Origin of the sequence: Paracoccus alkenifer, from assembly GCF_900108405.1 — a bacterium.
Taxonomy (GTDB): domain Bacteria; phylum Pseudomonadota; class Alphaproteobacteria; order Rhodobacterales; family Rhodobacteraceae; genus Paracoccus; species Paracoccus alkenifer.
In genome coordinates, this window is sequence record NZ_FNXG01000004.1 from 126,017 (window position 1) to 150,529 (window position 24,513).

At 67.7% G+C, this 24,513-nt stretch carries 27 protein-coding genes; 12 read left to right on the forward strand and 15 right to left on the reverse strand.

Going from position 1 to position 24,513, the window contains the following annotated elements:
- Positions 1-14: 14 nt before the first annotated feature.
- From xth to BLW83_RS11065, 3 genes are read right to left on the reverse strand one after another with little or no spacing between them, the layout of a single operon-like run.
- A complete protein-coding gene (gene xth / locus BLW83_RS11055; protein ID WP_090848288.1) occupies positions 15-803 on the reverse strand; it encodes an exodeoxyribonuclease III in 789 nt (262 codons plus the stop codon).
- A gap of 43 nt (positions 804-846) precedes the next feature.
- A complete protein-coding gene (locus BLW83_RS11060; protein WP_090848289.1) occupies positions 847-2,115 on the reverse strand; it encodes a hemolysin family protein in 1,269 nt (422 codons plus the stop codon).
- 7 nt (positions 2,116-2,122) lie between these two features.
- Positions 2,123-2,446, reverse strand: coding sequence for a HesB/IscA family protein (locus BLW83_RS11065; RefSeq protein WP_090848290.1), 324 nt, complete (start codon positions 2,444-2,446; stop codon positions 2,123-2,125).
- 72 nt (positions 2,447-2,518) lie between these two features.
- On the opposite strand from BLW83_RS11065, the gene BLW83_RS11070 reads away from it, so the two are divergent.
- Together BLW83_RS11070 and BLW83_RS11075 are read left to right on the forward strand one after the other, a co-directional pair.
- A complete protein-coding gene (locus tag BLW83_RS11070) occupies positions 2,519-3,685 on the forward strand; it encodes a deoxyguanosinetriphosphate triphosphohydrolase (protein WP_090848291.1) in 1,167 nt (388 codons plus the stop codon).
- Between the two features lie 150 nt (positions 3,686-3,835).
- Positions 3,836-4,261, forward strand: a complete 426-nt coding sequence (locus tag BLW83_RS11075; RefSeq protein ID WP_090848292.1) for an OsmC family peroxiredoxin — start codon at positions 3,836-3,838, stop codon at positions 4,259-4,261.
- A gap of 143 nt (positions 4,262-4,404) precedes the next feature.
- Here BLW83_RS11075 and BLW83_RS15495 read toward each other — a convergent pair whose 3' ends face one another.
- The 3 genes from BLW83_RS15495 to BLW83_RS11085 all read right to left on the reverse strand — a co-directional run bounded on the left by BLW83_RS15495 (position 4,405) and on the right by BLW83_RS11085 (position 7,732).
- A complete protein-coding gene (locus tag BLW83_RS15495; protein WP_143042829.1) occupies positions 4,405-4,884 on the reverse strand; it encodes a hypothetical protein in 480 nt (159 codons plus the stop codon).
- 254 nt (positions 4,885-5,138) lie between these two features.
- Positions 5,139-6,737, reverse strand: coding sequence for a peptide chain release factor 3 (locus BLW83_RS11080; RefSeq protein WP_090848293.1), 1,599 nt, complete (start codon positions 6,735-6,737; stop codon positions 5,139-5,141).
- Between the two features lie 116 nt (positions 6,738-6,853).
- Positions 6,854-7,732, reverse strand: coding sequence for a branched-chain amino acid aminotransferase (locus BLW83_RS11085; RefSeq protein ID WP_090848294.1), 879 nt, complete (start codon positions 7,730-7,732; stop codon positions 6,854-6,856).
- Positions 7,733-7,878: 146 nt separating this feature from the next.
- Here BLW83_RS11085 and BLW83_RS11090 point away from each other — a divergent pair, with 146 nt between their 5' ends.
- Both BLW83_RS11090 and BLW83_RS11095 read left to right on the forward strand, forming a co-directional pair.
- Positions 7,879-8,436, forward strand: a complete 558-nt coding sequence (locus BLW83_RS11090; RefSeq protein ID WP_090848295.1) for a MarR family winged helix-turn-helix transcriptional regulator — start codon at positions 7,879-7,881, stop codon at positions 8,434-8,436.
- Positions 8,433-9,161 (forward strand): response regulator, encoded by a 729-nt coding sequence (locus tag BLW83_RS11095; RefSeq protein WP_090848296.1) that lies wholly within the window; start codon positions 8,433-8,435, stop codon positions 9,159-9,161. The genes BLW83_RS11090 and BLW83_RS11095 overlap by 4 nt, the downstream gene beginning before the upstream one ends.
- 97 nt (positions 9,162-9,258) lie before the next feature.
- Here BLW83_RS11095 and rfbA read toward each other — a convergent pair whose 3' ends face one another.
- The 5 genes from rfbA to rfbC all read right to left on the reverse strand — a co-directional run bounded on the left by rfbA (position 9,259) and on the right by rfbC (position 13,550).
- Entirely contained in the window at positions 9,259-10,140 is an 882-nt protein-coding gene (gene rfbA / locus BLW83_RS11100) for a glucose-1-phosphate thymidylyltransferase RfbA (RefSeq protein WP_090848297.1), read from the reverse strand.
- The gene (rfbD, locus tag BLW83_RS11105) at positions 10,137-10,988 is read right to left on the reverse strand and encodes a dTDP-4-dehydrorhamnose reductase (protein WP_090848298.1); all 852 of its coding nucleotides are present in this window, start codon (positions 10,986-10,988) and stop codon (positions 10,137-10,139) included. The genes rfbA and rfbD overlap by 4 nt, the downstream gene beginning before the upstream one ends.
- Positions 10,985-11,899: a hypothetical protein gene (locus tag BLW83_RS11110; RefSeq protein WP_090848299.1), complete on the reverse strand. Its 915-nt coding sequence runs from the start codon at positions 11,897-11,899 to the stop codon at positions 10,985-10,987. The genes rfbD and BLW83_RS11110 overlap by 4 nt, the downstream gene beginning before the upstream one ends.
- A 63-nt stretch (positions 11,900-11,962) precedes the next feature.
- Positions 11,963-13,000: a dTDP-glucose 4,6-dehydratase gene (rfbB, locus tag BLW83_RS11115; protein ID WP_090848300.1), complete on the reverse strand. Its 1,038-nt coding sequence runs from the start codon at positions 12,998-13,000 to the stop codon at positions 11,963-11,965.
- A gap of 1 nt (position 13,001) precedes the next feature.
- Positions 13,002-13,550, reverse strand: coding sequence for a dTDP-4-dehydrorhamnose 3,5-epimerase (rfbC, locus tag BLW83_RS11120; RefSeq protein ID WP_090848301.1), 549 nt, complete (start codon positions 13,548-13,550; stop codon positions 13,002-13,004).
- A gap of 87 nt (positions 13,551-13,637) precedes the next feature.
- Here rfbC and rsmD point away from each other — a divergent pair, with 87 nt between their 5' ends.
- Positions 13,638-14,195: a 16S rRNA (guanine(966)-N(2))-methyltransferase RsmD gene (gene rsmD / locus BLW83_RS11125; RefSeq protein WP_090848302.1), complete on the forward strand. Its 558-nt coding sequence runs from the start codon at positions 13,638-13,640 to the stop codon at positions 14,193-14,195.
- Between the two features lie 75 nt (positions 14,196-14,270).
- Here the strand turns inward: rsmD and mog are convergent, their stop codons facing one another.
- Positions 14,271-14,813, reverse strand: coding sequence for a molybdopterin adenylyltransferase (mog, locus tag BLW83_RS11130; protein ID WP_090848303.1), 543 nt, complete (start codon positions 14,811-14,813; stop codon positions 14,271-14,273).
- A gap of 209 nt (positions 14,814-15,022) precedes the next feature.
- Here mog and BLW83_RS11135 point away from each other — a divergent pair, with 209 nt between their 5' ends.
- The 3 genes from BLW83_RS11135 to BLW83_RS15500 all read left to right on the forward strand — a co-directional run bounded on the left by BLW83_RS11135 (position 15,023) and on the right by BLW83_RS15500 (position 17,823).
- Positions 15,023-15,676: a protein-L-isoaspartate O-methyltransferase family protein gene (locus tag BLW83_RS11135; protein ID WP_090848494.1), complete on the forward strand. Its 654-nt coding sequence runs from the start codon at positions 15,023-15,025 to the stop codon at positions 15,674-15,676.
- On the forward strand, positions 15,673-17,076 hold the full coding sequence (locus BLW83_RS11140) for a TolC family outer membrane protein (protein ID WP_090848304.1): 1,404 nt from the start codon (positions 15,673-15,675) through the stop codon (positions 17,074-17,076). Before BLW83_RS11135 ends, BLW83_RS11140 begins: the two co-directional genes overlap by 4 nt.
- A gap of 459 nt (positions 17,077-17,535) precedes the next feature.
- Positions 17,536-17,823, forward strand: coding sequence for a hypothetical protein (locus tag BLW83_RS15500; RefSeq protein ID WP_143042830.1), 288 nt, complete (start codon positions 17,536-17,538; stop codon positions 17,821-17,823).
- 468 nt (positions 17,824-18,291) lie between these two features.
- On the opposite strand, the gene BLW83_RS11150 is transcribed toward BLW83_RS15500, so the two are convergent.
- The 3 genes from BLW83_RS11150 to surE are packed head-to-tail and all read right to left on the reverse strand — an operon-like array spanning position 18,292 to position 20,852.
- On the reverse strand, positions 18,292-19,371 hold the full coding sequence (locus BLW83_RS11150; RefSeq protein ID WP_090848306.1) for a M23 family metallopeptidase: 1,080 nt from the start codon (positions 19,369-19,371) through the stop codon (positions 18,292-18,294).
- Positions 19,368-20,054 (reverse strand): protein-L-isoaspartate(D-aspartate) O-methyltransferase, encoded by a 687-nt coding sequence (locus BLW83_RS11155; protein ID WP_090848307.1) that lies wholly within the window; start codon positions 20,052-20,054, stop codon positions 19,368-19,370. The genes BLW83_RS11150 and BLW83_RS11155 overlap by 4 nt, the downstream gene beginning before the upstream one ends.
- Positions 20,055-20,057: 3 nt before the next feature.
- Entirely contained in the window at positions 20,058-20,852 is a 795-nt protein-coding gene (gene surE, locus BLW83_RS11160; RefSeq protein ID WP_090848308.1) for a 5'/3'-nucleotidase SurE, read from the reverse strand.
- A 168-nt stretch (positions 20,853-21,020) separates the two neighbouring features.
- Here surE and BLW83_RS11165 point away from each other — a divergent pair, with 168 nt between their 5' ends.
- The 4 genes from BLW83_RS11165 to BLW83_RS11180 all read left to right on the forward strand — a co-directional run bounded on the left by BLW83_RS11165 (position 21,021) and on the right by BLW83_RS11180 (position 24,328).
- Positions 21,021-21,932 carry a sulfite exporter TauE/SafE family protein gene (locus BLW83_RS11165; RefSeq protein ID WP_090848309.1) on the forward strand — a complete coding sequence of 304 codons (912 nt, stop codon included), beginning with the start codon at positions 21,021-21,023 and terminating at the stop codon, positions 21,930-21,932.
- Positions 21,929-22,807 carry a TIGR02186 family protein gene (locus tag BLW83_RS11170; RefSeq protein WP_245728812.1) on the forward strand — a complete coding sequence of 293 codons (879 nt, stop codon included), beginning with the start codon at positions 21,929-21,931 and terminating at the stop codon, positions 22,805-22,807. The genes BLW83_RS11165 and BLW83_RS11170 overlap by 4 nt, the downstream gene beginning before the upstream one ends.
- Before the next feature lie 98 nt (positions 22,808-22,905).
- Positions 22,906-23,355, forward strand: coding sequence for a CopM family metallochaperone (gene copM / locus BLW83_RS11175; RefSeq protein ID WP_090848310.1), 450 nt, complete (start codon positions 22,906-22,908; stop codon positions 23,353-23,355).
- 133 nt (positions 23,356-23,488) lie between these two features.
- Complete coding sequence (locus tag BLW83_RS11180) at positions 23,489-24,328, forward strand: M48 family metallopeptidase (RefSeq protein WP_245728813.1); 840 nt, start codon at positions 23,489-23,491, stop codon at positions 24,326-24,328.
- The last annotated feature ends 185 nt before the right edge of the window (positions 24,329-24,513 follow it).

A 24,513-nucleotide genomic window follows, 5' to 3' on the forward strand; every position in this document is an offset into this window, starting at 1 on the left:
GCGCGGCGGCGGGGTCAGGCGTCAAGTTCGACCCAGACCGGCACATGGTCGCTGGGCTTTTCCCGGCTGCGCTGGTCGCGGTCCACGCCGGCGCGGCGCAGCAGGTCGGCGGCCTGCGGCGACAGCAGCGCGTGGTCGATGCGGATGCCGTTGTCGCGTTCCCAAGACTGGCGCTGATAGTCCCAGAAGGTAAAGGGGCCGCGGCTGCCATGGGGGTCGGAAATGCGGATCGCATCGGTCCAGCCCTGATGCAGGATGCGCCGGAACGCGGCGCGGGACTGCGGCAGGAACAGCGCGTCATCCACCCAGTTTTCGGGGCGCGCGGCATCGCGCGGCTCGGGGATGATGTTGTAGTCGCCCAGCATCACCACAGGCGCCTCGGTCGCCAGCAGCTCGGCGGCGCGCAGGCGCAGACGCTCCATCCAGGCCAGCTTGTAGTCGTATTTCGGCCCCGGAGCGGGGTTGCCGTTGGGCAGATAAAGGCCCGCGATGATCACGGCATGACGCTGGCCCATCACCACCGCCTCGATCCAGCGGGCCTGTTCGTCGCCGTCGTCGCCCGGCAGGCCGCGGCGCACATCCTCGACGGGCAGGCGCGACAGCACCGCAACGCCGTTCCAGCTTTTCTGCCCGTGGGTCCAGACCTGCCAGCCCAGATCCTCGATGATCTCGGTGGGGAAGCCCTCGTCCACGGTCTTGATCTCTTGCAGCACCGCGACATCGGGCTGCGCCTCGGTCAGCCAGGCGGTCAGCTGATGCAGCCGCGCCTTGATGCCGTTGACGTTGAAACTGGCGATTTTCATGGCGGCGACCCTAGAGCGGGGCCCGTGCCGGGGCAAGCGGCGCCTATTCGGCGGCGGGCGCGGTCACGATCAGCCGGTCGATGCGCATCGCGTCCATGTCGGCGACCTCGATCGTCCAGCCCTGATGGGTAAAGACATCGCCGGTGCGCGGAATCCGGTTCAGGATTGCGAGCACCATCCCGGCCACGGTGTTGAAATCGCCCTCGGGCAGCGGGAACCCGGTCTCGCCGGCGAATTCATCGGCGCTTTCGCTGCCGGCAACCAGCCACGACCCGTCGGCGCGGCGCACCATGTCGGGCTCGTCCCCCTCGGCATCGGCGAAATCGCCGGTGATCGCCTCAAGCAGGTCCATGGCGGTGATGATGCCCTGGAAATGCCCGTATTCGTCATAGACCAGCACCATGCGCGAGGGCGTGGCCCGCAGCACCTCGATCACCGACAGCGCGTCGGCGGCGTCCAGCACGGTCGGCGCCTCGCGGATCAGGGCGCGCAGGTCAGGCTGGTCCAGCCCGATCAGGTCGCGCAGCGCCACCACGCCCAGAATTTCATCGTCCGAGCCATCGGTCACCGGCAGCCGCGAAAACCGCGCGGCGCGCAGCTTGGCCATCACCACCTCGGGCGGGTCGGAGATGTCAATCATCTCGACGTCGCGGCGCGGCGTCATCATCGCCGCGGCCGAGCGGTCGGCCACCCGCATCACCCCGGCGATCATGCCACGCTCGCCCTCCATCAGCACGCCGGCCTGCGTGGCCTCGGCGATGGTCATGCGCACCTCTTCGTCGGTGATGGCGCGGTCGGTGCTGTCGCGGATGCCGGCCAGCCGCAGCACCAGCCGCGCCGCATTGTCCAAAAGCCACACCAGCGGCGTGCCGATCCGCCCCAGCATCGCCATCGAGGGCGCGACCCGCGCGGCGATCCGTTCAGGGTTGGACATGGCGATCTGCTTGGGGACCAGTTCACCCACGATCACCGACAGCGCGGTGATCGCGGCGACGACCAGAAACACCCCCAGCGTCTGCGCCAGACCGTAGGGCACGCCCGCCGCCACCAGCGCCGCCGCCGCCCGCAGACCCAGCGTCGCGCCCGACACAGCCCCCAGCAACACGCCGACCAGCGTGATCCCGATCTGCACCGCCGACAGGAACTTGCCCGGCTGTTCCAGCAGCGCCAGCGCCGCCTGCGCGCCGCGGTCGCCCTTTTCGGCCATGGTTGCCAGCCGCGCCGGGCGGGCTGACACCACCGCCAGTTCCGACATCGCCAGCAGCCCGTTCACGATGGTCAGGGCGACGATCAGCAGGATTTCCAGAAACATCAGCGCATCACATCGAGAACGAGGTGCCGCAGCCGCAGGACGAGCTGGCGTTCGGGTTCTCGATCGTGAAACGCGCGCCGATCAGCTCATCCGCCCAGTCGATGGTGGCGCCGGTCAGAAACGGCAGCGACACCGGGTCGACGACGACGCGCTGGCCCTTTTCCTCAAGCACCAGATCGTCGGCGGCGGGGTCGTCCATGCGGATGTCGTATTGAAAGCCAGAGCAGCCGCCGCCCAGCACCGCAACGCGCAGCGCCGGTCCCGGCCCGCCTGCGTTGATCTCGGCCAGGCGCGCGAAGGCGCGGGGCGTGACCGTGGGGGGCAGGTTCATGGGGCGTTCCCGTTTCATGGACAATGCCCAGACTATAGGGTCGCAGGCGCCCTGCCGCAAGGAAACCGCCGCATGACGCAAGCGCCCGCCCCCTATGCCTGCCAGCCCGCCGAAAGCCTCGGCCGGCTGCATGCCGAGGAACTGTCCACCTTTCGCAGCCCGTGGCAGCGCGACCGCGACCGGATCATCCACTCGTCCGCGTTCCGCCGGCTCAAGCACAAGACGCAGGTGTTCGTCGAACAAGAGGGCGACGCCTATCGCGGCGATTATTTCCGCACCCGCCTGACCCACACCATCGAGGTGGCGCAGGTCGCCCGCACCATTGCCGGCGCGCTGGGGCTGAACACCGACCTGGCCGAGGCAGTGGCGCTGGCCCACGACCTGGGCCACCCGCCCTTCGGCCATACCGGAGAGGACGCGCTGGCGGCGCTGATGGCCCCTTACGGCGGCTTTGACCACAACGCGCAGGCGCTGCGGATCGTGACGAAACTGGAACGCCATTATGCCGGATTTGACGGGCTGAACCTGGCCTGGGAAACGCTGGAGGGCATCGCCAAGCATAATGGTCCGGTGGCGCCGCCGTGGCCCTGGGCCTTGGCCCAGGTGAACGCCGACTGGGATCTGCGCCTGTCCACCCACGCCAGCGCCGAGGCGCAGGTCGCCGCCGTGGCCGACGACGTGGCCTATAACCACCACGATCTGCACGACGGGCTGCGATCCGGTCTGTTCACCGCCGCCGACCTGATGGAGCTGCCGCTGATCGGCCCCGCGTTTGCCCAGGTGGACCGGCTGCACCCCGGGCTTGCCCCCTCGCGCCGCGAACACGAGGCGCTGCGCCGCATTTTCGGCACCATGGTCGAGGATGTGATCGCCATCGCCCGCACCCGGCTTGCGGAAACCGCCCCCCGCTCGGCCGAGGACATCCGCGCGCTGGCCCACCCGGTGATCCGCTTTTCCGAGCCGCTGTTTGCCGAACTCAAGGAAATCCGCCACTTCCTGTTCACCCGCATGTATCGCGCCCCCCCGGTGATGGAGGAACGCGCCCAGGTCACCGCGATGCTGAACGTGATCTTCCCCGCCATGCTGGACGACCCCCACCTGATGCCCGAGGACTGGCGCATCGAGGCGCTGACCGCCCCCGACCGAACCGCCCGCGCCCGCGTGGTGCTGGACTACGTCGCCGGCATGACCGACCGCTTTGCCATCGCCGAATGGCAACGGCTGGGCGCGGGGGGCTGACCACCCCGGCCGCTTCTTTCTGGTGCAAATACCCCCGGGGCGGCGCCCCGACCTGCCCTTGCAATCCCCCCGCACCCCCGCTCTGCTGACCCCGGATTGAACCCCCGCCACGGATCGGGCGTTCAACCAGCGAAATGACAGGAGGCAACGATGGCAATCACCAGGACAGGCTCGGCGAAATGGCAGGGCGGGATCAAGGACGGCAAGGGCGAGGTCTCGACCGAATCGGGCGCGCTGTCAGCGCAGCCCTACGGGTTTTCCATGCGCTTCGAGGGCGACAAGGGCACCAACCCCGAGGAACTGATCGGCGCCGCCCACGCCGCATGTTTCAGCATGGCCCTGTCGGGGCAGCTTGAAAAAGCCGGGGTGCGGAACGCAAGCATCGAAACCTCCTCGGCCGTGAGCATCGAAAAAGACGGCGACGGCTTCACCATCACCAAGGCACACCTGACCACGCGGATTTCCGGCGAGGGCGACGAGGCCGCAATCCGCACCGCCGCCGAGGCCGCCAAAACCGGCTGCCCGGTCAGCAAGCTGCTGAACGCCGAGGTGACAATGGATCTGACGGTGGGGTGAATTGCGCGCAGCGCGGCGTGGCTTAAGGCCGCGCCGCGGCGTTGACCGCTTTGCGGAACGCAAATAAACGGTCGATGCGATCCACGGAAATAGTTTTTATCCCTTGCGCAAAACTGTGACGCTCACGTTTACCAGATAATTGCTCAGTATTCCCCAGTAAAAATTGTCCTCACCCTATCATCTTTTTTCAAAATTAGCTCGATCACACAAAGTGACGCAGCAAATAGCTCATCATTCCTTTCCGCGTCTGGATCACCGCTCTTCCCGCCATGGAATAGATTATTTCTGACGCGCCGAACGGCTCCGATCAATTCTTGCACGCACGTCACTTCCCCAGCATTCCTCCAGTCGAGGCTGCCGTTGTCGTCAACAATCTGCTTTTTGGGAGGAGTTTGGATAAGAGGCTTGATTTCTTCAGCTCCCTGAACTTGCCTCCAGAAGCCCGGCCCAAGGCGGTTTCTAGCGTATTCATCCCAGTCAATTTCGGCGGCGTTACGCGACCCTCTACGGACATATCCAGCCTCTTTTACCGCGAACTCCAGGCGCATCATACATTTGAAGAGGCATATACCAGCTTCGGAAACTTCGTCAATTTTGGAATAGTTTATCTGCTGTTCTGTCATGAGCACTCTCGAGGAAAACTGCTTGAAATAACCGCAGACAAAGCGGCACAAGCAAAGCGCTTATCCAATAATAGTTAAATTTTCCGCTCCTTTTGTCCAGACGACTTACGTCAAGTCGGGCACTGATTTCTGGGGCAGGTCACGACTTGCTCCAATGTCTGCAATGGGCTCTTCGCCTCCGCGCCAACTCGTCGGACAACAAGCCAACGCCCGCACCCCTCAACGGCAACATGCGCCCGCATATGCGGGGGGCGTCACACCATCATCTCCTTCGTCGCCGTCAGCTTCAACTCAGGATGATCCCGCACCACGCGGTCGATATCCCATTGCAACCGCGTCAGATAGACCAGATCGCCGTCGTTATCCGTCGCCATATGCTGCTTGTTGGTGCCGGCGAATGTCTCGACCGCATCCTTCGACCCCGCCAGCCAGCGTGCGCTGGTGAATTGCGAAGGCTCAAAACGCACCGGCAGGCCGTATTCCAGCTCGATCCGGCTGGCGAGAACGTCGAATTGCAGCGCCCCCACCACCCCGACTATAAAACCCGAACCGATCATCGGTTTGAAAACCTTGGCCGCGCCTTCCTCGGCAAACTGCATCAGCGCCTTTTCCAGATGCTTGGCCTTCATCGGATCGCCCGCGCGGACGTTTTGCAGCAACTCCGGCGCAAATGACGGGATCCCGGTGAAACGCAGGCTTTCGCCCTCGGTCAGCGCGTCCCCGATGCGCAATTGCCCGTGGTTCGGAATCCCGATGATATCGCCCGCCCATGCCTCTTCGGCCAATTCGCGGTCGGCGGCCAGAAACAGCACCGGGTTCGACACCGCCATCGGCTTTTTCGACCGCACATGCAGCAACTTCATCCCGCGCTGGAAATGACCCGAGGCCATCCGCACGAAAGCCACCCGGTCGCGGTGCTTGGGGTCCATATTGGCCTGAACCTTGAACACGAACCCGGAAACCTTGCCCTCATCCGGCGAAACCTGCCGTTCCGAGGCGGTTTGCGGCTGCGGCTGCGGGCCGAATTCGCCGATCCCCTCCATCAATTCGCGCACCCCGAAACTGTTGATGGCCGAGCCGAACCAGATAGGGGTCAGATGCCCCTCAAGAAACGATTTGCGGTCGAAACGGGGCAGCAATTCGCGCGCCATCTCGATGTCCTCGCGCAGCTTTTCCAGCTGCGCGGCGGGAATATGCTCGGCCAGCTTGGGATCATCCAGCCCGCTCAGCCGCACCGTTTCCGCCACCCGGTTGCGGTCGGCGCGGTCCATCAGCTCCAGCCGGTCGTGCAGCAGGTCGTAGCAGCCCAGAAAATCCCGACCCGAGCCGATCGGCCAACTGGCCGGCGCCACGTCGATGGCCAGATTTTCCTGGATCTCGTCGATGATTTCAAAAGTATCGCGCGAATCGCGGTCCATCTTGTTGCAGAAAGTCAGGATCGGCAGGTCGCGCATCCGGCAGACCTCGAACAGCTTGCGGGTCTGGCTTTCCACGCCCTTGGCGCCGTCGATCACCATGATCGCGGCATCGACCGCAGTCAGGGTGCGATAGGTATCCTCGGAAAAATCGCTGTGACCGGGCGTGTCCACCAGATTGAAGCGATATTCGCGAAAATCAAAGGACATGGCCGAGGCGGATACCGAAATCCCCCGGTCCTGCTCCATCTTCATGAAATCGGATCGCGTGCGCCGCGCCTCGCCCTTGGCGCGCACCTGCCCGGCCATCTGGATGGCGCCGCCGAACAGCAGGAACTTTTCGGTCAGCGTGGTCTTGCCGGCGTCGGGGTGCGCAATGATCGCAAATGTCCGGCGGCGGGCGATTTCGGGCGGCAGGGGGGGGCGGTTGTCCAGCATGGGCGGGCTTTAACGCGCCCGCCCCGCCCCCGCAATGCCGCGTGTCGCACGGCGTGGCCTCATCTTCTGTCTGGAAATATCCCGGGGTCCGGGGCAGCGCCCCGGTCCGGCCCTTGTCACGAACGCACCAGCGCCTCGTAATCTTCGGCGATATCGCGGGTGGTCTGGCCAACCTGGAAATGCCAGTCGTTGCCGATCTGCGCGACCGGCGTCACCTCGGCGGCCGAGCCGGTCAGGAAACATTCCTGAAAGCTCTCGACTTCCTCCGGCAGGATGTGGCGTTCATGCACCACCAGCCCCCGTTCGCGGCAGCGCTGGATCACCGTCTGGCGGGTCAGCCCGTTCAGGAACACGTCGGCCAGCGGAGTGTGGACCTCGCCGTCCTTGATAAAGAACACGTTGGCGCCGGTCGCCTCGGCCACATAGCCGCGGTAATCCATGAACAGCGCGTCCGAACAGCCCTTGGCCTCGGCCGCGTGCTTGGACATGGTGCAGATCATGTAAAGCCCGGCCGCCTTGGCTGCCACGGGGATGGTTTCAGGGCTGGGGCGCTTCCACTTGGCGATGTCGATCTTGGCGCCCTGCCATTTGGCGTCGCCGTAATAGCTGCCCCATTCCCAGCCCGAAACCGCCATCCGCACCGGGTTCTGCCGCGCTGAAACCCCCATGTCCGGTCCGGCGCCGCGAAAGGCCAGCACCCGGACATAGGCGTCCTTGCCGGTAAACCCGTTCGCCTCAAGGAATTCCTGCTTGGCGGCCTCGATCTGGTCGACGCTCCAGGGGATTTCCATGTCCAGCAGCTCGCCCGACTTGCGCAGCCGCTCGGAATGTTCGCGCGACTTGAAGATCTTGCCGCCGTAGCAGCGCTCGCCCTCGAACACGGCGCTGGCATAATGCAGCGCGTGGGTCAGGATATGGACGCGCGCGTCCCGCCACTCGATCAGCTCGCCATCCATCCAGATCCGGCCGTCGCGGTCTTCGTAGCTGCCTGCCATGATGGTTTTCGGACCCCCGTTTTCCGATTATGTCGCACAACCCCGGCCCACGGGCGAAAAGTTGCGTCCTGGACAGCGCTAGAGATTGTTTCTTGGAAAGTCAACATCACTGTCCTATCCTTGGCCCGAGAGCGAGGGAAATATCCATGCAGCACCACGCAGCGCGAAACGCCACGGATACGGGCTGCGGATCCGCGGCCAGCGACGAACAGGTCCGGCGCGGGATCGAGGCGATGTATTTCGCCTATCGCGCCTTCACCTCGGACCCCGACCTGATCCTGGACCAGATCGGCTACGGCCGCGCCCATCACCGGACGCTGCATTTCATCAACCGCGACCCGGGGCTGACAGTCACGGCGCTGCTGGCGGTGCTGGGGGTGACCAAGCAATCGCTGAACCGGGTGCTGCGCGCCCTGATCGAGGACGGGCTGGTGGACAGCCGCATCGGCAGCCGCGACCGGCGCGAGCGTCAGCTTTACCTGACCGACAAGGGCGCAGCGCTGGAACGCCGCCTGTCGCAGGCGCAGCGCGCCCGGGTCCGCGCCGCCTATCACGCCGCCGGACCACAGGCGGTCGAAGGCTTCCGGCTTGTGCTCGAGGCAATGATGGACGCAGAGATGCTCGACCGCTTCCGGACCCTGCCCCCGCCGCACCCGCCCGCAGCCCCGCCCTCAATGGCATCCCGCACCGAGGCCGCCGAATGAACCAGCCCTCCAGCCCCTTGCCCGATCACCCCGAGGCCCACCTGCTGATCGTGGACGACGACGAGCGCATCCGCTCGCTTCTGCGCCGGTTCCTGGTGCGCAGCGGCTATTTCGTCACCGCCGCCCGCGACGCGGCGCAAGCCCGCCGGCTGCTGGCGGGGCTGGAGTTCGACCTGATCGTGCTGGATGTGATGATGCCGGGCGAAGACGGGCTGGAGCTGACCCGTGCCCTGCGCAAACAGGGCGACACCCCGATCCTGCTGCTGACCGCGCGCGGCGACACCGACGACCGCATCACCGGGCTGGAATCGGGGGCCGACGACTATCTGGCCAAGCCCTTCGAGCCGCGCGAGCTGCTGCTGCGGATCGCGGCGATCCTGCGGCGGATGCCCTCGGTGACCAGTCAGGGGCCCAAGTTCCTGTCGCTGGGGCCGCTGCGCTACGACGGCGCCAAGGGCGAGTTGTGGCAAGGCGACACCCCGGTGCGCCTGACCGGCACCGAACAGGCGCTGATGCGTCGGCTGGCCCAGACCCCGCGCGAGGCCGTGGACCGCCCCACCCTGATCGAGGAACTGGGCCGCGACCCCGACGAGGCGGGCGAGAATTCCGAGCGCGCCATCGACGTGCAGATCACCCGCCTGCGCCGCAAGATCGAACCCGACCCGCGCGAGCCGCGCTATCTGCAAACCGTGCGCGGCGCGGGATACATGCTGGTTCCCGACTGAGCCGGGGCGCTTGCGTCACCGCCGCAAGCGGGGGTTTTCCACCCCCGCACCCCCGGAGGATATTTCCGGCAAGATGAAAGCGGCGGGCCGGAGGCCGTCAGTCCAGCAGCCGGGCCAGATATCTGCCATAGTCATTCTTGCCGAACATCCTTGCGCGGGCGCGCAGATCGTCGTCGCTGATCCAGCCTTGCAGATGGGCGATCTCGTCGGGGCAGCCGGACTGCATCCCTTGGCGCTGTTCCAGCGTGCGCACGAAATTCCCCGCGTCCAGCAGGCTGGCGTGTGTGCCGGTGTCGAGCCAGGCATAGCCTCGGCCCATCTTTTCCACGGTCAGCCGGCCCTCGTGCAGATAGGTTTCCAGCAGGGTGGTGATTTCCAGTTCTCCGCGGGCCGAGGGCTGCACCTGCCGCGCGCGGCGCGGCGCGTCGGCGTCAAGAAAGTAAAGCCCTGTGACTGCGTAGTTCGAGGGCGGCTGCGCGGGTTTTTCGATGATCTGCACCGCCCGGTCGTGTTCGTCAAAAGCGACCACGCCGTAGCGTTCCGGGTCGGCGACGTGATAGCCGAACACCGTCGCCTCGGCCCGCGCATCGGCGGCCGCCAGCAGCTGCGTCAGCCCGTGGCCGTAGAAAATGTTGTCGCCCAGCACCATGGCCGAGGGCGCGCCGGCCAGAAAATCCTCGGCCAGGATATAGGCCTGCGCCAGACCCTCCGGCCTAGGCTGGACGATCCATTCCAGCCGCAACCCCCATTGGCTGCCGTCGCCCAGCAGGCGCTGGAACTGGGTCTGGTCGTCCGGCGTGGTGATGATCGCGATCTCGCGGATGCCGGTCAGCATCAGCACCGACAGCGGGTAATAGATCATCGGCTTGTCATAGATCGGCAGCAGCTGTTTCGACAGCCCCATGGTGATCGGATAAAGCCGCGTCCCCGAGCCGCCGGCCAGGATGATGCCCTTGCGCCCCGATGTGGTGATGATCATGCGTTCAGCTCCGTTATCACGCGGTCGAGACCCTTGCGCCAGTCGGGCCGCGCGATGCCAAAGTCGCGCGCGATCGCCGTGCAGTCCAGCCGCGAGTTCAGCGGCCGGCGCGCGGGCGTAGGGTAGGCGCTGGTCGGGATGTCCTGAACCTCGGGCGCCAGCCCCGAGCGGGCAAAGATCTCGCGCGCGAAGCCCGCCCAGCTGATGTCGGGGGCGCCGGCGAAATGGTAGGTGCCGCCCAGAGAGGGGTCGGCGCGCATCGCCTGCGCCATGGTCAGCAGCGCGGCGGCGATGTCGGCGGCCGGGGTGGGGCCGCCGATCTGGTCGGCGACGATGGTCAGCCGGTCGCGCTCGGCCCCCAGCCTGCGCATGGTGCGCACGAAATTATTGCCATGGGCGGAAAACACCCAACTGGTGCGCAGCACCGCCCATTGCCCGCCGGCGCTCGCGATGGCGGCCTCGCCCTCCAGCTTGGTCTGGCCGTAGACACCCAGCGGGCCGGTCGGGGCATCCTCAGGCCGCGGGGTCGTGCCCGAGCCGTCAAAGACGTAATCGGTCGAGACATGCAGAAACGGAATCCCCAGCCCGGCACAGGCCGCGGCCATGGCGCCGGGGGCCTCTCCATTGACCAGCCGCGCGGTCTCGGCATCGCTTTCGGCGCGGTCCACGGCGGTATAGGCGGCGGCGTTGATGACGGCGGCGGGCGCGGCCTCGTGGATCAGCGCGGCGCAGGCGTCGGGGTGGGTCAGGTCGGCCTCGTCACGGCCAAGCAGCCGCGCGCCGGGGGCCAGCCGCGCCAGTTCCATCGCCACCTGCCCGGTGCGGCCAAAGATCAGCAGTTCCGTCATGCCGCCCCCGTCGTCCTGCGGTCCAGTTCCTCGGCCATCGCCTGCAACAACCACCCCGAGGTCGGCTGCCCGGCGCAGGTGGTTTCCATCTGCGCCAGCGCCGCCGCCAGCGCATCCGCCACGCCGGCAATGGCCCCGCCCTGCTGGCGCGCCAGCTCGCGCAGCGTGTCGTTTCGTGTATCCAGCGTTTCCTGCATCAAGGCCAGCAGCGCATCACGCGGCCCGCCCGATTCGCCCAGCGCGTTGATCGCCAGCACCACCGGCACCACCGAATCGGCGATGGATTCATGGCGCCGCGCCGGGATGGTGGCGCGGGCCGGATCGACCTCAAGCGCGCGGGCCAGTTTCGGCATCCAGTCGTCCAGCGAGGACAGCTCGATCACGTCACGCGCGCCGAAACCCGCGGCCAGATCACGCCGCAACCCCTTGAGGTCGGTCAGCTGCTGCACCCGCGGCCGGGCGGCGAAATCGGCCATGTCGAGGCTTAGCGCGAAATCCATCCCCGGCTCGGGGCGATTGATCATGCATTGTTTCCACATGGAACGCTGCCAGCCCGACAGATCGCGGGTCATCAGGATCAGCCGCACGTCCCAGCCCACGGTCGCCTGCCGGAACCACTCCAGCCGTTCAAGCGGGAAATCGTGGAAATGCAGCGACAGCCCCTCGGCCGAGATCAGCACGTCGCCGCCCGCGCCGGCCAGAACCTCGGGCAGGCGCTCGTCGGGGCCTTCGAGCAGCGCCTCGACCAGCCAGCGGTGCCGCCCGGCCATCAGCCCGCAATCATCCACCCCGGGCCAGACCAGCCCTTGCGAGGCCATCAGCGCGCGGTTGGTCGCGGCCCAGTCCTGCAAGGCCGAGGATCCGCAATGCGGCAGACCCACATGCAGAAACAGCGAACGCCGCCCCGCCATCACGCCGCCCCCATGACGCGGGCAAGCTTCTTTCTGGCCCAAATACCCATGCGGCCGCGCATCTCAGCCCGTCCCCAGCCGCTGGCCGACACCCTCGCGGTCCAGCAGCGGCCGCCACCAGGATTCGTTGTCCAGATACCAGGCGACGGTGCGGCGCAGCCCCTCGTCCACCGTGACCGAGGGGTGCCAGCCCAGCTCGTCCCGGATCCGGCTGGGGTCGATGGCATAGCGGCGGTCGTGGCCTGGGCGGTCGGCGACAAAGCGGATCAGCCGCTCATGCGGTGCGGCCTGCGGGCGCAGCGTATCCAGATGCGCGCAGATCATCCGCACCAGATCAATATTCGTGGCCTCGTTCTCGCCGCCGATATTGTAGCTGCGCCCGACCGCCCCCTTTTCCATGCACAGCAGCAGCGCATCGGCATGATCCTCGACATACAGCCAGTCGCGGACGTTGCCGCCGTCGCCGTAGACCGGGATCTCGCGCCCGTGCAGCGCATTCAGGATCACCACCGGCACCAGCTTTTCGGGGAAATGATACGGCCCGTAGTTGTTGGAACAATTGGTCAGCACCACCGGCAACCCGTAGGTCTCATGCCACGCCCGCACCAGATGGTCGCTGGCGGCCTTGCTGGCCGAATAGGGGCTGCGCGGGTCATAGGGCGTGGTTTCGGTGAACTGTCCGGTCGGGCCAAGACTGCCGAACACCTCGTCGGTCGAGATATGGTGAAAGCGGAATCCCTCGGGCCGGCCCTCGCACAGCCAATATCCCCGCGCGGCCTCAAGCAGATTGTAGGTGCCGGTGATATTGGTCTCGATGAACGCGCCCGGCCCGTCGATGGAACGGTCGACATGGCTTTCCGCCGCCAGATGCATCACCGCATCGGGGCGATGGGTGGCAAGGATGCGGTCCAGCGCCGCGCGGTCCCGGATATCGGCGTGCTCGAACGCGTAAAGCGGGCTGTCCGCCACGTCCGCCACGTTTTCAAGGTTGGCCGCATAGGTCAGCGCATCCAGATTCACCACCTGATGCCCGCGCGAAACCGCCAGCCGCACCACGGCCGAGCCGATGAACCCCGCCCCCCCGGTTACCAGTATCTTCATCTCACACCTCGAACGGCGACTGCCAGTCCGCAAACGCCGGCGCCGCTGCGTCCTTGTCGGACAGCACCGGCGCCGCGACGCCCCAGTCGATCCCCAGCGAATCCCAGCGCACCGCCCCGTCGGACGCCGCATCATAATGCGCGGTGCATTTATAGATGATCTCGGTGTCGTCCTCACGCGTGACGAACCCGTGCAGGAACCCCGGCGGCACCCACAGCTGGCGACCATTGTCATGGCTCAGCTCGACCCCGACCCAGCGTCCGTAATGGGCCGAGCCGCGCCGCGCATCCACCGCCACGTCGTATAGCCGCCCGCGCCCGCAGCGCACCAGCTTGCCCTGCGCATGGGGCGGCGCCTGGTAATGCAGCCCGCGCAGCGTCCCCGCCCGCCCCGACAGCGAATGGTTGTCCTGCACGAATTCCGGCAGTTGCACCCCCGCCTGTTCCAGCGTCCGCCGGTTCCAGCTTTCCGAAAAGAAGCCGCGGTGATCGCCGAACCGCGCCGGGGTCAGCACCAGCACGCCGGGCAGGGCGGTTTCCTCGATCTGCATGTCGCACCTCTGGTTTTCGGGGCGGCTTGCCATTTCTCGCGGCAAAGTGAAAGCCTCTGCCGTCCGGGCCGCAGGAAAGGACCACCCATGCGAATCGTCTCTGGCCGCCTGCGCGGGCTCAGGCTGGCCGATGTCGGCACCGGCGACAAAGCCGCGCATCTGCGCCCGACCTCGGACCGGGTGCGCGAATCCATGTTCAACCTGATCCAGAACAGCCACGGCTTTGCGTTCGAGAGCGCCCGCGTGCTCGACCTGTTCGCGGGCACCGGGGCGCTGGGGCTGGAATCGCTGTCGCGCGGAGCCGCCCGCGTGACTTTCGTGGACGACGGCGCCACCGCCCGCGCCCTGCTGCGCGAGAATGTGGAAAAATCCCGCGCGATGGGCGCCACCGACATCTGGCGCCGCGACGCGACCAATCTGGGCGAAAACCGCGGCGACGCCTATGATCTCATCTTCCTCGACCCCCCCTACGGCCAGCGGCTGGGCGAGGCCGCGCTGACCTCGGCCCTCGCCGGCAACTGGCTCGCCCCCGGCGCGCTGGTGGTGTGGGAAGAAGACACCACCCCCCTGCCCCCGCCCGGCCTGACCCAGATCGACCAGCGCCGCTACAGCGACACGCTGGTGACGCTGCTGCGGGCCGCCTGACGGCCGCCCGCTCTTCTTCATCACCCAAATATCCCGGGGTCCGGGGCAGAGCCCCGGTTGCACAGCGCGACGGGCTCAGACCTTCGGCCGGAACGCCTTGATCTTGCCGGGGTCCGTCTCGATCCGGCCGGCCCCGATCAGGTCCAGGCAATAGGGCACCGCCGCGAATACCGCGTTCAGGCAGGTGTCGATGGCGGCGGGCTTGCCGGGCAGCAGGATCATCAGGCAGGCGTCGCGGATGCCGGCGGTCTGGCGCGACAGGATCGCGGTCGGCACGCCCTCGGCCAGGCTGGCGCGGCGCATTTCCTCGCCGAAACCCGCCAGCTCCTTTTCGATCACGTCGCCCAGCGCCTCGGGGGTCTCGTCGCGCGGCGCGGGGCCGGTGCCGCCGGAAATCAGGATCAGGTCCGCGCCCTCGCCGTCGGCCAGCTTGCGCAGGGTCGCGGCCACGCCCTCGCGCCCGTCGGGGATGACATGGCGGGTGACCTGCATGTCCGAGATCACCACATCGTGCAGCCAGGCCTCGGCGGCGGGGCCGCTGCGATCCTCGTATTCGCCGCGACTGGCGCGGTCTGACACGGTGACGATGGCGATGCGGGCGGTCTGGCGCTGGGTCATGGCGGGCTCCTGAAACGGTTGTGGCGGGTATCCTGCCTGCAACGGCTGCAAATGGAAACGGCACCGTTTCCGCCCCCGCGAACCCCTTGCCACGCCCTGCTGCAACCCCCGCGCTTCCATGCCGCAAGCAGCCCTTGGTGTTGCGGCGTTGCCCCTGCCGGCCGATCGTGGCAAAGATGCGCCTGAACCGACAGCCGGATTTTGCCCCCATGACCGATTTCCAGGATCGCCGCACGATGATGGTGGACACGCAGGTCCGCCCCAACGACGTGACGAAATACAACGTCATCGCCGCCATGCTCGCAGTCCCGCGCGAGGATTTCGTCCCCGAATCCCGCCGCGACGTCGCCTATGTCGGCGAGAATATCGAACTGGGCCACGGCCGCGTGCTGCTTGAGCCGCGCACCCTGGCCAAGATGATCGACACGCTTGACGTGCAGCCCGGCGACCTGGTGCTCGATATCGGCACCGGGCTGGGCTATTCCGCCGCGGTGCTGGGCCAGCTGGCGCAGGCGGTGGTCGCGCTCGAAGAGGACGCAGACCTTGCCGCCGCCGCGACCCGCAACCTTGCCGCATGGGGCGCCGACAACGTCGCCGTGGTGCAAGGCGCGCTGGCGCAGGGCCACGCCGCGCAGGCCCCCTATGATGCGATCCTCGTCGGCGGCGGGGCGCAGGTCTTTCCCGACACCATCGCCGGGCAGCTGGCCGAGGGCGGCCGCATCATCGCCCTGTTTCGCGAAGGCGCGCTGGGCGTCGCGCGGCTGGGGATCAAGCTCGATGGGGCGATCACCTGGCGCTATGCCTTCAACGCCATCGCCCCGGTGCTGCCCGGCTTTGCACAACGCCCGGAATTTTCGCTATGATCCGCCGCCGTCTTGCCGTCGCCGCCCTTGCGCTGGGCACGCTGCTGTCCTCGCCCGCGGCATGGGCCGAATCGCTGGCCGATACGCTGGTCGGCGCCTATCGCCATTCGGCGCTGCTGGACCAGAACCGCGCCGTGCTGCGCGCCGCGGACGAGGATGTGGCCGCGGCCATGGCCTCGCTGCGGCCGGTGCTGCAATGGGCCGCCTCGCATAATTTCCAGCAGGTGGACGGGGCGGAAAGCGTCTCGACCTCGCTGGATCTGAACGCGCAGATGACGCTGTTCGACTGGGGCCGCAACCAGCTGGCCATCGACATCGCCAAGGAACAGGTGCTGGCCACCCGCGAATCGCTGGTCGCGGTGGAACAGGACGTGCTGCTGAGCGCGGTGCAGGCGTTTCTGGACGTGCGCAGCGCCGAACAGCAGGTGGCGTTGCAGGAAAATTCGGTCACCGTGCTGACCCGCGAACGGCAGGCCGCGCAGGACCGTTTCGACGTGGGCGAGATCACCTCGACCGACGTGGCGCTGGCCGATGCGCGGCTGGCGGCAAGCCGCGCCGGGCGGGCGGCGGCGCAGGGCCAGCTGGAAATCGCGCGTGAAAGCTATCGCGCCGCCGTGGGCCGTGGGCCGGGTCGGCTGGACCCGCCGCCGCCGCTGCCCAAGCGTCCGGCCTCGCTGGCCACGGCGCAGGACACGGCGCGCAGCAGCCATCCCACGATCCGCCAGACCAAGCGCACCGTCGCCGCGGCCGAGCTGGGCGTGGCCGCCGCCGCGGCCGAGCGCAATCCGATCGTCACCGGCAGCGTCGGGCTGGGCACCTCGCGCAGTTCGGGCGACGCCGCCATCGGTGGCGTTGCGACCCGGCGCACCCAGGATCCCTCGACCCTGCGCGCCGGCGTTCAGGCCAGCCAGACGCTGTATTCCGGCGGCCGCCTGCCCGCGGCCCATCGCCGCGCCATGGCGCAGCGTGATTCGGCGCGCTCGGTGCTGCTGAACGTGTCGCGGCAGGTCGATCAGTCCGTGGCCGTGGCCTGGGCGAATATCGACGTTGCCCGCGCCCAGATCGGCGCCATCGACGAACAGATCTCTGCCGCGCAACAGGCTTACGAAGGCGTGCGCGAGGAAGCGATGCTGGGCGCGCGCACCACGCTGGACGTGCTGGACGCGGAACAGAACCTGCTTCAGGCACGGGCCGATAAAATTACTGCAGAAGCCAACCTGCAATTAGCACATTATCAACTCTTGGCGTCTATGGGTTTGCTGACGGTAGAACACCTGAAGCTGGGGATTCCGACCTATGACCCATCGGCCTATTACAACGCGGTGCGCAATGCGCCCTATACCAGCACGCAGGGGGAAAACCTCGACCGCGTGCTGCGCGCGATCGGCAAGCAGAACTGATCGCCTTGTCGCAGGGGGTGCGCCATGACCGCCCCCGCGCAGATACCCCCGCAGCCGGGGGAAACCGGCGATGTGCTCGCCTCGATCCGGCGGCTGATTTCCAACGAGAACACGTCTGTCGGGCAGGTCGGCCACGCGGCCGATACCCGGGGATCCGCGCATGACGGCGCGCCGTTTCGGCTTAGGCCGGATGCGCTGATCGCGGCAGAAACGCCCCCTGTCCACGCAGCCAGGGCTGCCTTGCCCGCGGTCGCCACGCCGCCGCCTGCCCCGCAAGCGAAGCCCGGCGCCGCGATGCCGCCGGCCGCTGCCCCGGACATGCGCGACAATCCGCTGCCGCAGACCTTGGCCCAGCCGATAGCCGGGCCAGAGTTATCAACGCTGCACGGACCGGCATCGCATGGGCCGGCTGCTGGCCCTCAACTCTTTGAAAACCGCATCTTTGACAAAGGAATCGATATGCTCGCCTCGCACGACACCACCGTCCAGCCCCTTCATCCCGGCGCCGTTGCGGCTGCCGACGCACCGGCGGCAGAGCCTGCGCCTCAGCTGCATGCCGCGCAGACGCCTCGTCCCGACCTTGCGGCTGCCACCGACCACCCGCTGCGCGCGCTGCTGCGCGAGGCAGTGCGCGACGAGCTGGAATGCGAGATGCGCCACCGGCTTGATACCGAACTGCGGCTGATGATCCGCGCCGAACTATCCGCCGCGCTGACCGAGGCGCTGGCACGTCCGGCAGCAGCCTGAGCGGAAAGCAGGGAAAACCGCCCCGGCGTCGCCGGAAGGTTGCGGACCTGCTGCGGGGCAACCCCGATTCCCCGCACCCGCGCTGTCGGCGGCCAGCAGGGCAACGGCGGGAGCCGTCGCCTGGGGCCGGCAGCGGCAGCAGCCTGAACGGAAACATGGGAAAACCGCCCCGTGGCCGCCGGAACGTTGCGGACCTGCTGCGCGGCGCAGCTGTCATGTCTGCCGCAGCCCACAGGCGCCGCGGCGGGCAGGAACTCGCGACACGGCAACCCCCGGCACCCGCGCTGTCTGCTGCCAGCAAGGCGACGATGGGGACCGTCGCTTGATCCCGGCACCGCAGCCAAGACCCACCCTGCCGCGCGGGTTTCAGCGCCGCATCAATGGCCGCACCGGATTTTGCGGCGGCGCGGACCACATTCCGCCGGCGCGCGGTTAACCTTGCGGCTCGGCCCGGCGCCCGTGCGGGGCCTACAGATACCCCTCGGGGTCCACGCTGTCGAAGCCGTTGCGGACCTCGAAATGCAGCACGCCGCTGCTGCGGGCCGCGCCGATGCTCTGGCCGCGGGACACGCTGTCGCCCTTGTTGACCGACAGCTTGTCGACGCCGGCATAGACGGTCATCAGCCCGTCGTCGTGGCGCACCACCACGATGGGCACGCCGTCGGTGTCGCGCGTTACCGCCGCTACGGTCCCGCCGCCCGCCGCCTTGACGGGCGAGCCGGGCGCGGCGGCGATGTCGATGCCTTCGTTCGAGCCCTTCTTGTAGGTGCGGATGATCGAGCCGCTGGCCGGCATCGCGAACTTGCCGCTGCCCGAGGCCGCGGTGCGGGTCTGGCCCAGATCGGGCGCGGCCGTGGCCGGCGCCGCCGCCCCTGCCGGGCGGGTCTGTTCGTTCGGCAGCGGCTGGGTGGACGAGGGCGGCTGTGGCGTGGCCGAACCGACGCCGGGGGCCGCGACCACCGCGCGCCCTGCCGCGCCTGTCGCCGGGATCGCCAGCCGCTGGCCGGCACGGACGGTCATCGTTTCGGGCAGGCCGTTGGCGCGGGCCAGATCCTGCACGGTGATCCCGTAGCGCCGCGCGACGGACCACGCGGTTTCGCCGGCGGCCACCGTATGGATGGTCGCGGCAGTGCCGGCCTGCTGCCCCCCGGCGCCCGACTGGCCCTGCACCCCCTGCCCGGCAAACGGATCGGTGACCTGCTGGGTCACGGCCCCGCCCGTAGCACCGCCGAAGATCCCCCCCGAGGGCCAGCGCAGCACCGGCATCTGCAACCCGCCAAGGCCGGGGATCACCGATTGCTGCGTGCCCGCGGCACCACCCGCCGCGCCGGGCGCCGCGCCCTGCTGGGCGCAACCGGCCAGCGCCAGCACCAGCGCGCAGCCCATGACGCCGGCCAGATGCCGGGCGGTTCTGCCACCGCGTGCCCGTCCGGCACCCTGCCGGCCGCTTGGCGCGGCGTTCACCACCGGCCCCAAGCGCTCTTGCGTCCGCATAGCTTCCGAATTGACCATCTGCCCGTCCTCATCCGTCGTTGCGTCGGGGGTCATGTCTGTCCCAACCCCTCGACCAGCGGCACGAACCGCACCTGCCGCATCTCGTCATAGGCAAAGCCCGTCTCGGTCCGCGTCACGCGGATCAGCGTCTGCACCGCGTCCGACTGTCCGACCGGCACCACCATGATACCGCCGACCTTCAGTTGCGACAACAGCGGGCCCGGCGGATCCTCGGCCGCTGCGGTCACCATGATGCGATCAAAGGGCGCCTGTTCGGGCAACCCGAACGAGCCGTCGGCCACCCGCGCGGTGATGTTGGTCAGCCCCTGGGCGCGAAACACCGCCTCGGCCTCGGCCACCAGCCGGCGGTGGCGGTCCACGGTCAGCACACGGCGGCACAGCACCGACAGCACCGCCGCCTGATAGCCGGACCCCGTGCCGATTTCCAGCACCGTGTCGCGCGGCCCCGGGTTCAGCGCCTGCGTCATCAGCCCCACGACCGAGGGCTGGCTGATCGTCTGCCCGCAGGCGATGGGCAGGGGGGTGTCCTCGTAGGCGCGATCCTCGAAATGGCCGCGGACAAAGGCGCCGCGGTCGATCCGCTCCATCGCGGCCAGCACCCGCGGGTCGGTCACCCCGCGCGAGCGCAGCGCGAACAGAAAGCGCATCTGCCGCTCGGCCTGGTCCCCGGCGTCGCCATCAGGCGCATCGTGATCACTGTCCGGACCGGGGGCCATGGCTCAGACCTCGCCCAGCACCCGGGCCAGCCGGTCGGTGGTGGCGTTGCAGGTCAGGTCCGGGCGCATCGGCGTCACCGCGACATGGTTGGCCAGCAGCGCCTCGACATCGCTGCCCGGGCCAGCCGAGGCCGTCTGCCCGCCGCCCGCGATCCACAGGAACCGCCGCCCGTTCGGCGCCACCTGCGCCTGAACCCCAAAGCGCACATCCGCCCGCCGCCCCTGCGGGGCCGCCCGGATCCCCTGCACCTCAGAGGCCGAGCAGGGCGGAAAATTCACGTTGTAGAACAACGGGTATTCGTCGGATTCGCCCCAATCGGCGTGATCGAGCAGCGCCCGCACCACCCGCGCCCCATGGCGGCGCGCACATTCGAACGGATCGTCCAGCCGCGCGGTGCCCGGCCCCAGATACTGCGACAGCGCAATCGAGCGCACGCCCTGCAACGCGCCCTCCATCGCGCCGCCGACGGTGCCGGAATACATCGCGTTCTCGCCGGCGTTGTTGCCTCGGTTCACCCCCGACAGCACCAGGTCCGGGCGCCGGTCCAGCATGATGTCGCCCAGGCCGGCCAGCACGCAATCGGCGGGGCTGCCCTCGGCCGCCCAGCGGCGCGGGCCCAGCTGCGCGATCAGCGTCGGGTGGGCATAGCTGATGCAATGGCCGACGCCCGATTGCTCGAATGCCGGCGCCACGGTCCAGACCTCGCCCGTCGGGCCCGCGACCGAGGCCGCGATCTCGGCCAGCGCCGAAAGCCCGGGCGCATTGATGCCGTCGTCGTTCGTGATGAGTATCCGCATGATCTTCCCCGCCGGTGGCCCGCTTGCGCGATCTGCGGTCCTGTCCCTGATTTCCATGTCCTGATTTGCCCTGCCCGGGCCTTGCGTGCAAGACGCAGAGATCCAAGGGGTGAATCGGGGTTTACGCCCCCGGCAATGGATAGCAGGATGGGGAAAATCCGGGCAGCCATGCAGATCTATCTTCCAATTGCCGAGGTATCGGTGAACGCCCTGACGCTGATCGGGCTTGGCGGCATCGTCGGGCTGATGAGCGGCCTGTTCGGCGTGGGCGGAGGTTTCCTGATCACGCCGCTGCTGTTTTTCATCGGGATTCCGCCGGCGATCGCGGTGGCGACCGGGGCCAACCAGGTGGTGGCCTCGTCGGTGACGGGGGTGCTGGCGCATCTGCGGCGCAAATCGGTCGACATCCGCATGGGGGTGGTGCTGCTGATCGGAGGCGTCGTCGGCTCGACGCTGGGCGTCGGGGTGTTCGCGCTGCTGCAACGGATGGGACAGGTCGATCTGGTCGTGCAGCTCAGCTATGTGGTGTTTCTGGGCTTCATCGGGCTGACCATGCTGCGCGAAAGCCTGTCGGCGCTGATGGCCTCGCGTTCCGCCACGCCGCCGCGACGGCGGCTGCATGAACACAGCTGGGTCCACCGCCTGCCGTGGAAGATGAAATTCCGCACCTCGGGACTGTATATCAGCGTGCTGCCGCCGCTGCTGGTGGGCATCGCCGTGGGGGTGCTGGCGGCGATCATGGGGGTCGGCGGCGGCTTCATCATGGTGCCGGCGATGATCTATCTGCTGGGGATGCCGACCAAGGTCGTGATCGGCACCTCGCTGTTCCAGATCGCGGCGGTCAGTGGCTATACCACGCTGATGCACGCGGTCAGCTCCAACACCGTGGACATCATGCTGGCGGTGCTGCTGATCATGGGCGGCGTGGTGGGCGCGCAGCTGGGCACGCAGCTTGGGGCGCGGCTCAAGGGCGAACAGCTGCGGATATTGCTGGCGCTGCTGGTGCTGGCGGTCTGCGCAAGGATCGCCTTTGACCTGGTGGTGCCGCCGGCGGACCTCTATTCGATCGCCGCGAAATGACCGGGGCGCGTCTCTGGCTGGCGGCCGCCGCAGCCGCCGTCCTCGCCGGCCCGGTCGCGGCGCAAACCCCCGCACCGACGGCCGAGCCGATGATGATCGGCCCCCCCGCGCCGCTGGAACGCGGACCCGCAGTCCCGCAGCCGCGCAGCGACACGGACCCGCCAAGGCCCGAACAGATCGTCACCGGGCTGTCGCAGGACGAGGTGGACATCACCGCCAGCTTCACCGGCTCGGACATCCTCATCTACGGGGCGATCCGCCGCAACGAGCCGATAGCCGACGACACATCCCCCGGCATCATCGTCACGCTGGAGGGACCGTCGCAAAGCGTCACCGTGCGCCGCATGGGGCGTGTCGGCCCGATCTGGATGAACACGGCAAGGCTCAGGGTCGGCGCGGCACCCGATTTCTACGCGGTGGCCAGCTCGGCCCCGCTGTATCTGCTGCTGGACCCCGACGAGGACGTGCGCCACCGCATTTCCCCGGCACTGGCGATCCGGGCGCTGGGGACGGTCGATGTCGAGGACGCCACCGCCTTTACCGAGGCGATGCTGCGCATCAGGACCGAATCGGGGCGCTATCGCGTGGACGAGGGCAGCGTGCAGATCGTGGACGAAACCCTGTTTCGCGCCGATGTGGTGATGCCGTCGAACCTGGTCGAGGGCGATTACCGCGCCCGCATCTTCCTGCTGCGCGGCGGCAAGGTGGTGGACCGCAACACCGTGCCGATCCGGGTGGAAAAAGTGGGGATCGAGCGCTGGCTCTACCGGCTGTCGATCAACCATTCCTTCTGGTATGGGCTGATGTCGCTGGGCATCGCGATCGGGGCGGGGGCGCTGGCCTCGGCCGTGTTCCGGATGCTGCGGCGCGGGTAAGGGCGCGGCGCAGGCGGCTTGACACCGACGATCACCGTTTTGTGCAGGCCCCGTGCCGCAGGTTCCTGCGTTGGGCCTTGAGCAACCCGGAGGATCCCATGCCCGCCATCCGCACCCGACTGCTGACCGCTGCGGCCGCCACGCTGCTGGCCCTGCCCGCATTCGCCCAGACCCCGCCGCAAGACGAGGGCGCCCCCGTCGCCACCGCCGCGCCCTCATCGGCTGATCGGGCCTATGAACAGGCCATGGCCAAGATGCACGCGGCGATGATGATCGCGCCGACCGGCGATGCCGATGTCGATTTCGTCCGCGGCATGATCCCGCATCACCAGGGCGCCATCGACATGGCCCGCATCCAGCTGGAATTCGGCCAGAACCCCGAGCTGCGCGCCATGTCCGAACAGATCATCGCCGCGCAAGAGGCCGAAATCGCCCGGATGCAGCAGTGGCTGGAAATCCACGCCCCCGGCGCCGCGAACGCCGACGCCGCCAAGATGGAATCGCTGACCGCCAACCCCGCCACCGGCGCACCGCCCGAACCGGAATAATCAATGCGGGGGCTCGCCTTAGGTATTGCGGGGGATTTTAGGCAGATCACCCTTCATAACCTCACCATTCCGTGATTATACGGGGCGCCCGAGATGACTGGCGCATCCCGGAAAGCGATTACGGAGTTGGATCATGACCCTTGCCCTTGGCCGGCTGCTCTCGCCGGTTCTGGCCCTATGCGGCCTGCTGGCCGGCTGCGGCACCACCTACGACATGCCTGGGGTCGACAAGGCCGCGACCAACCGTGCCGGCATCCTGTTCGCACAGGCGCAGGTAGCCCCACCGCGAAGCCCGGCCAGCGCGCGAACGGGTGAAGAGCGGTTCAACCGCGTTGCCCGGCGGGTGCAGCCGGTTGCAGAACAACTATGCCGGCAGGAACTGGCACCGAGCAAGCAGGTCGACTGTGCGGTCGCCCTGGAACTCGACCGCACGATGGCCGAACGGAACGCATATTTCACCTATGCCAAGCCGGGGAACAAGGCCCCCGTCATCCGACTGACAGTGCCGATGCTGCAAGACGTGGAAAGCGACGACGAAGTCGCATTCATCCTTGGCCACGAATATGGACACTTGATTGGCCAGCATATCGCCAAACAGCAACAGCAAGCCATGGCGGGCGCCCTGATTTTGGGGGCGATCACGGCCTATGGCAACGCGCAGGCGGCGGCGGCTGGCCAATCCCATGACCCCAACGCCATCAGCCGAAGCGTGGAACTTGGCGCGGCGGTCGGTCAGGTGGCCTATTCTCAGACCTATGAGCTGGAAAGCGATATGCTTGGCACGCGCATTGCGGCTGCTGCGGGCTATGATCCTGTGAAAGGCGCCCAGTTCTTCGCCCGTAGCGAGTCCACCCGGTCAAAGGCCGGCCAACTGTCCTTCTGGGGGACGCACCCCCCGGATTCGAAACGCCTCGCCATGGTCATCGCCACGATGGCCGAGATCGAAGGCAAACAGGCACTGGCCCGCAAGTAGACAGTGCTTCCCCGCAAGGTGCTGATTCCGCCGCGGCCGATCCGCATCCGGGTGGAAACGGTTTCTTGCAGGGCAATTGCTTTCAGGCAACATCTCAAGTTCAGGTCCGATTCTGCGCCCGCAGGTGTCGCGCCTGCCCGGTGCCAGCGCATCAGCGCGGCCATTGCACCATGCGCCCCGTTCCT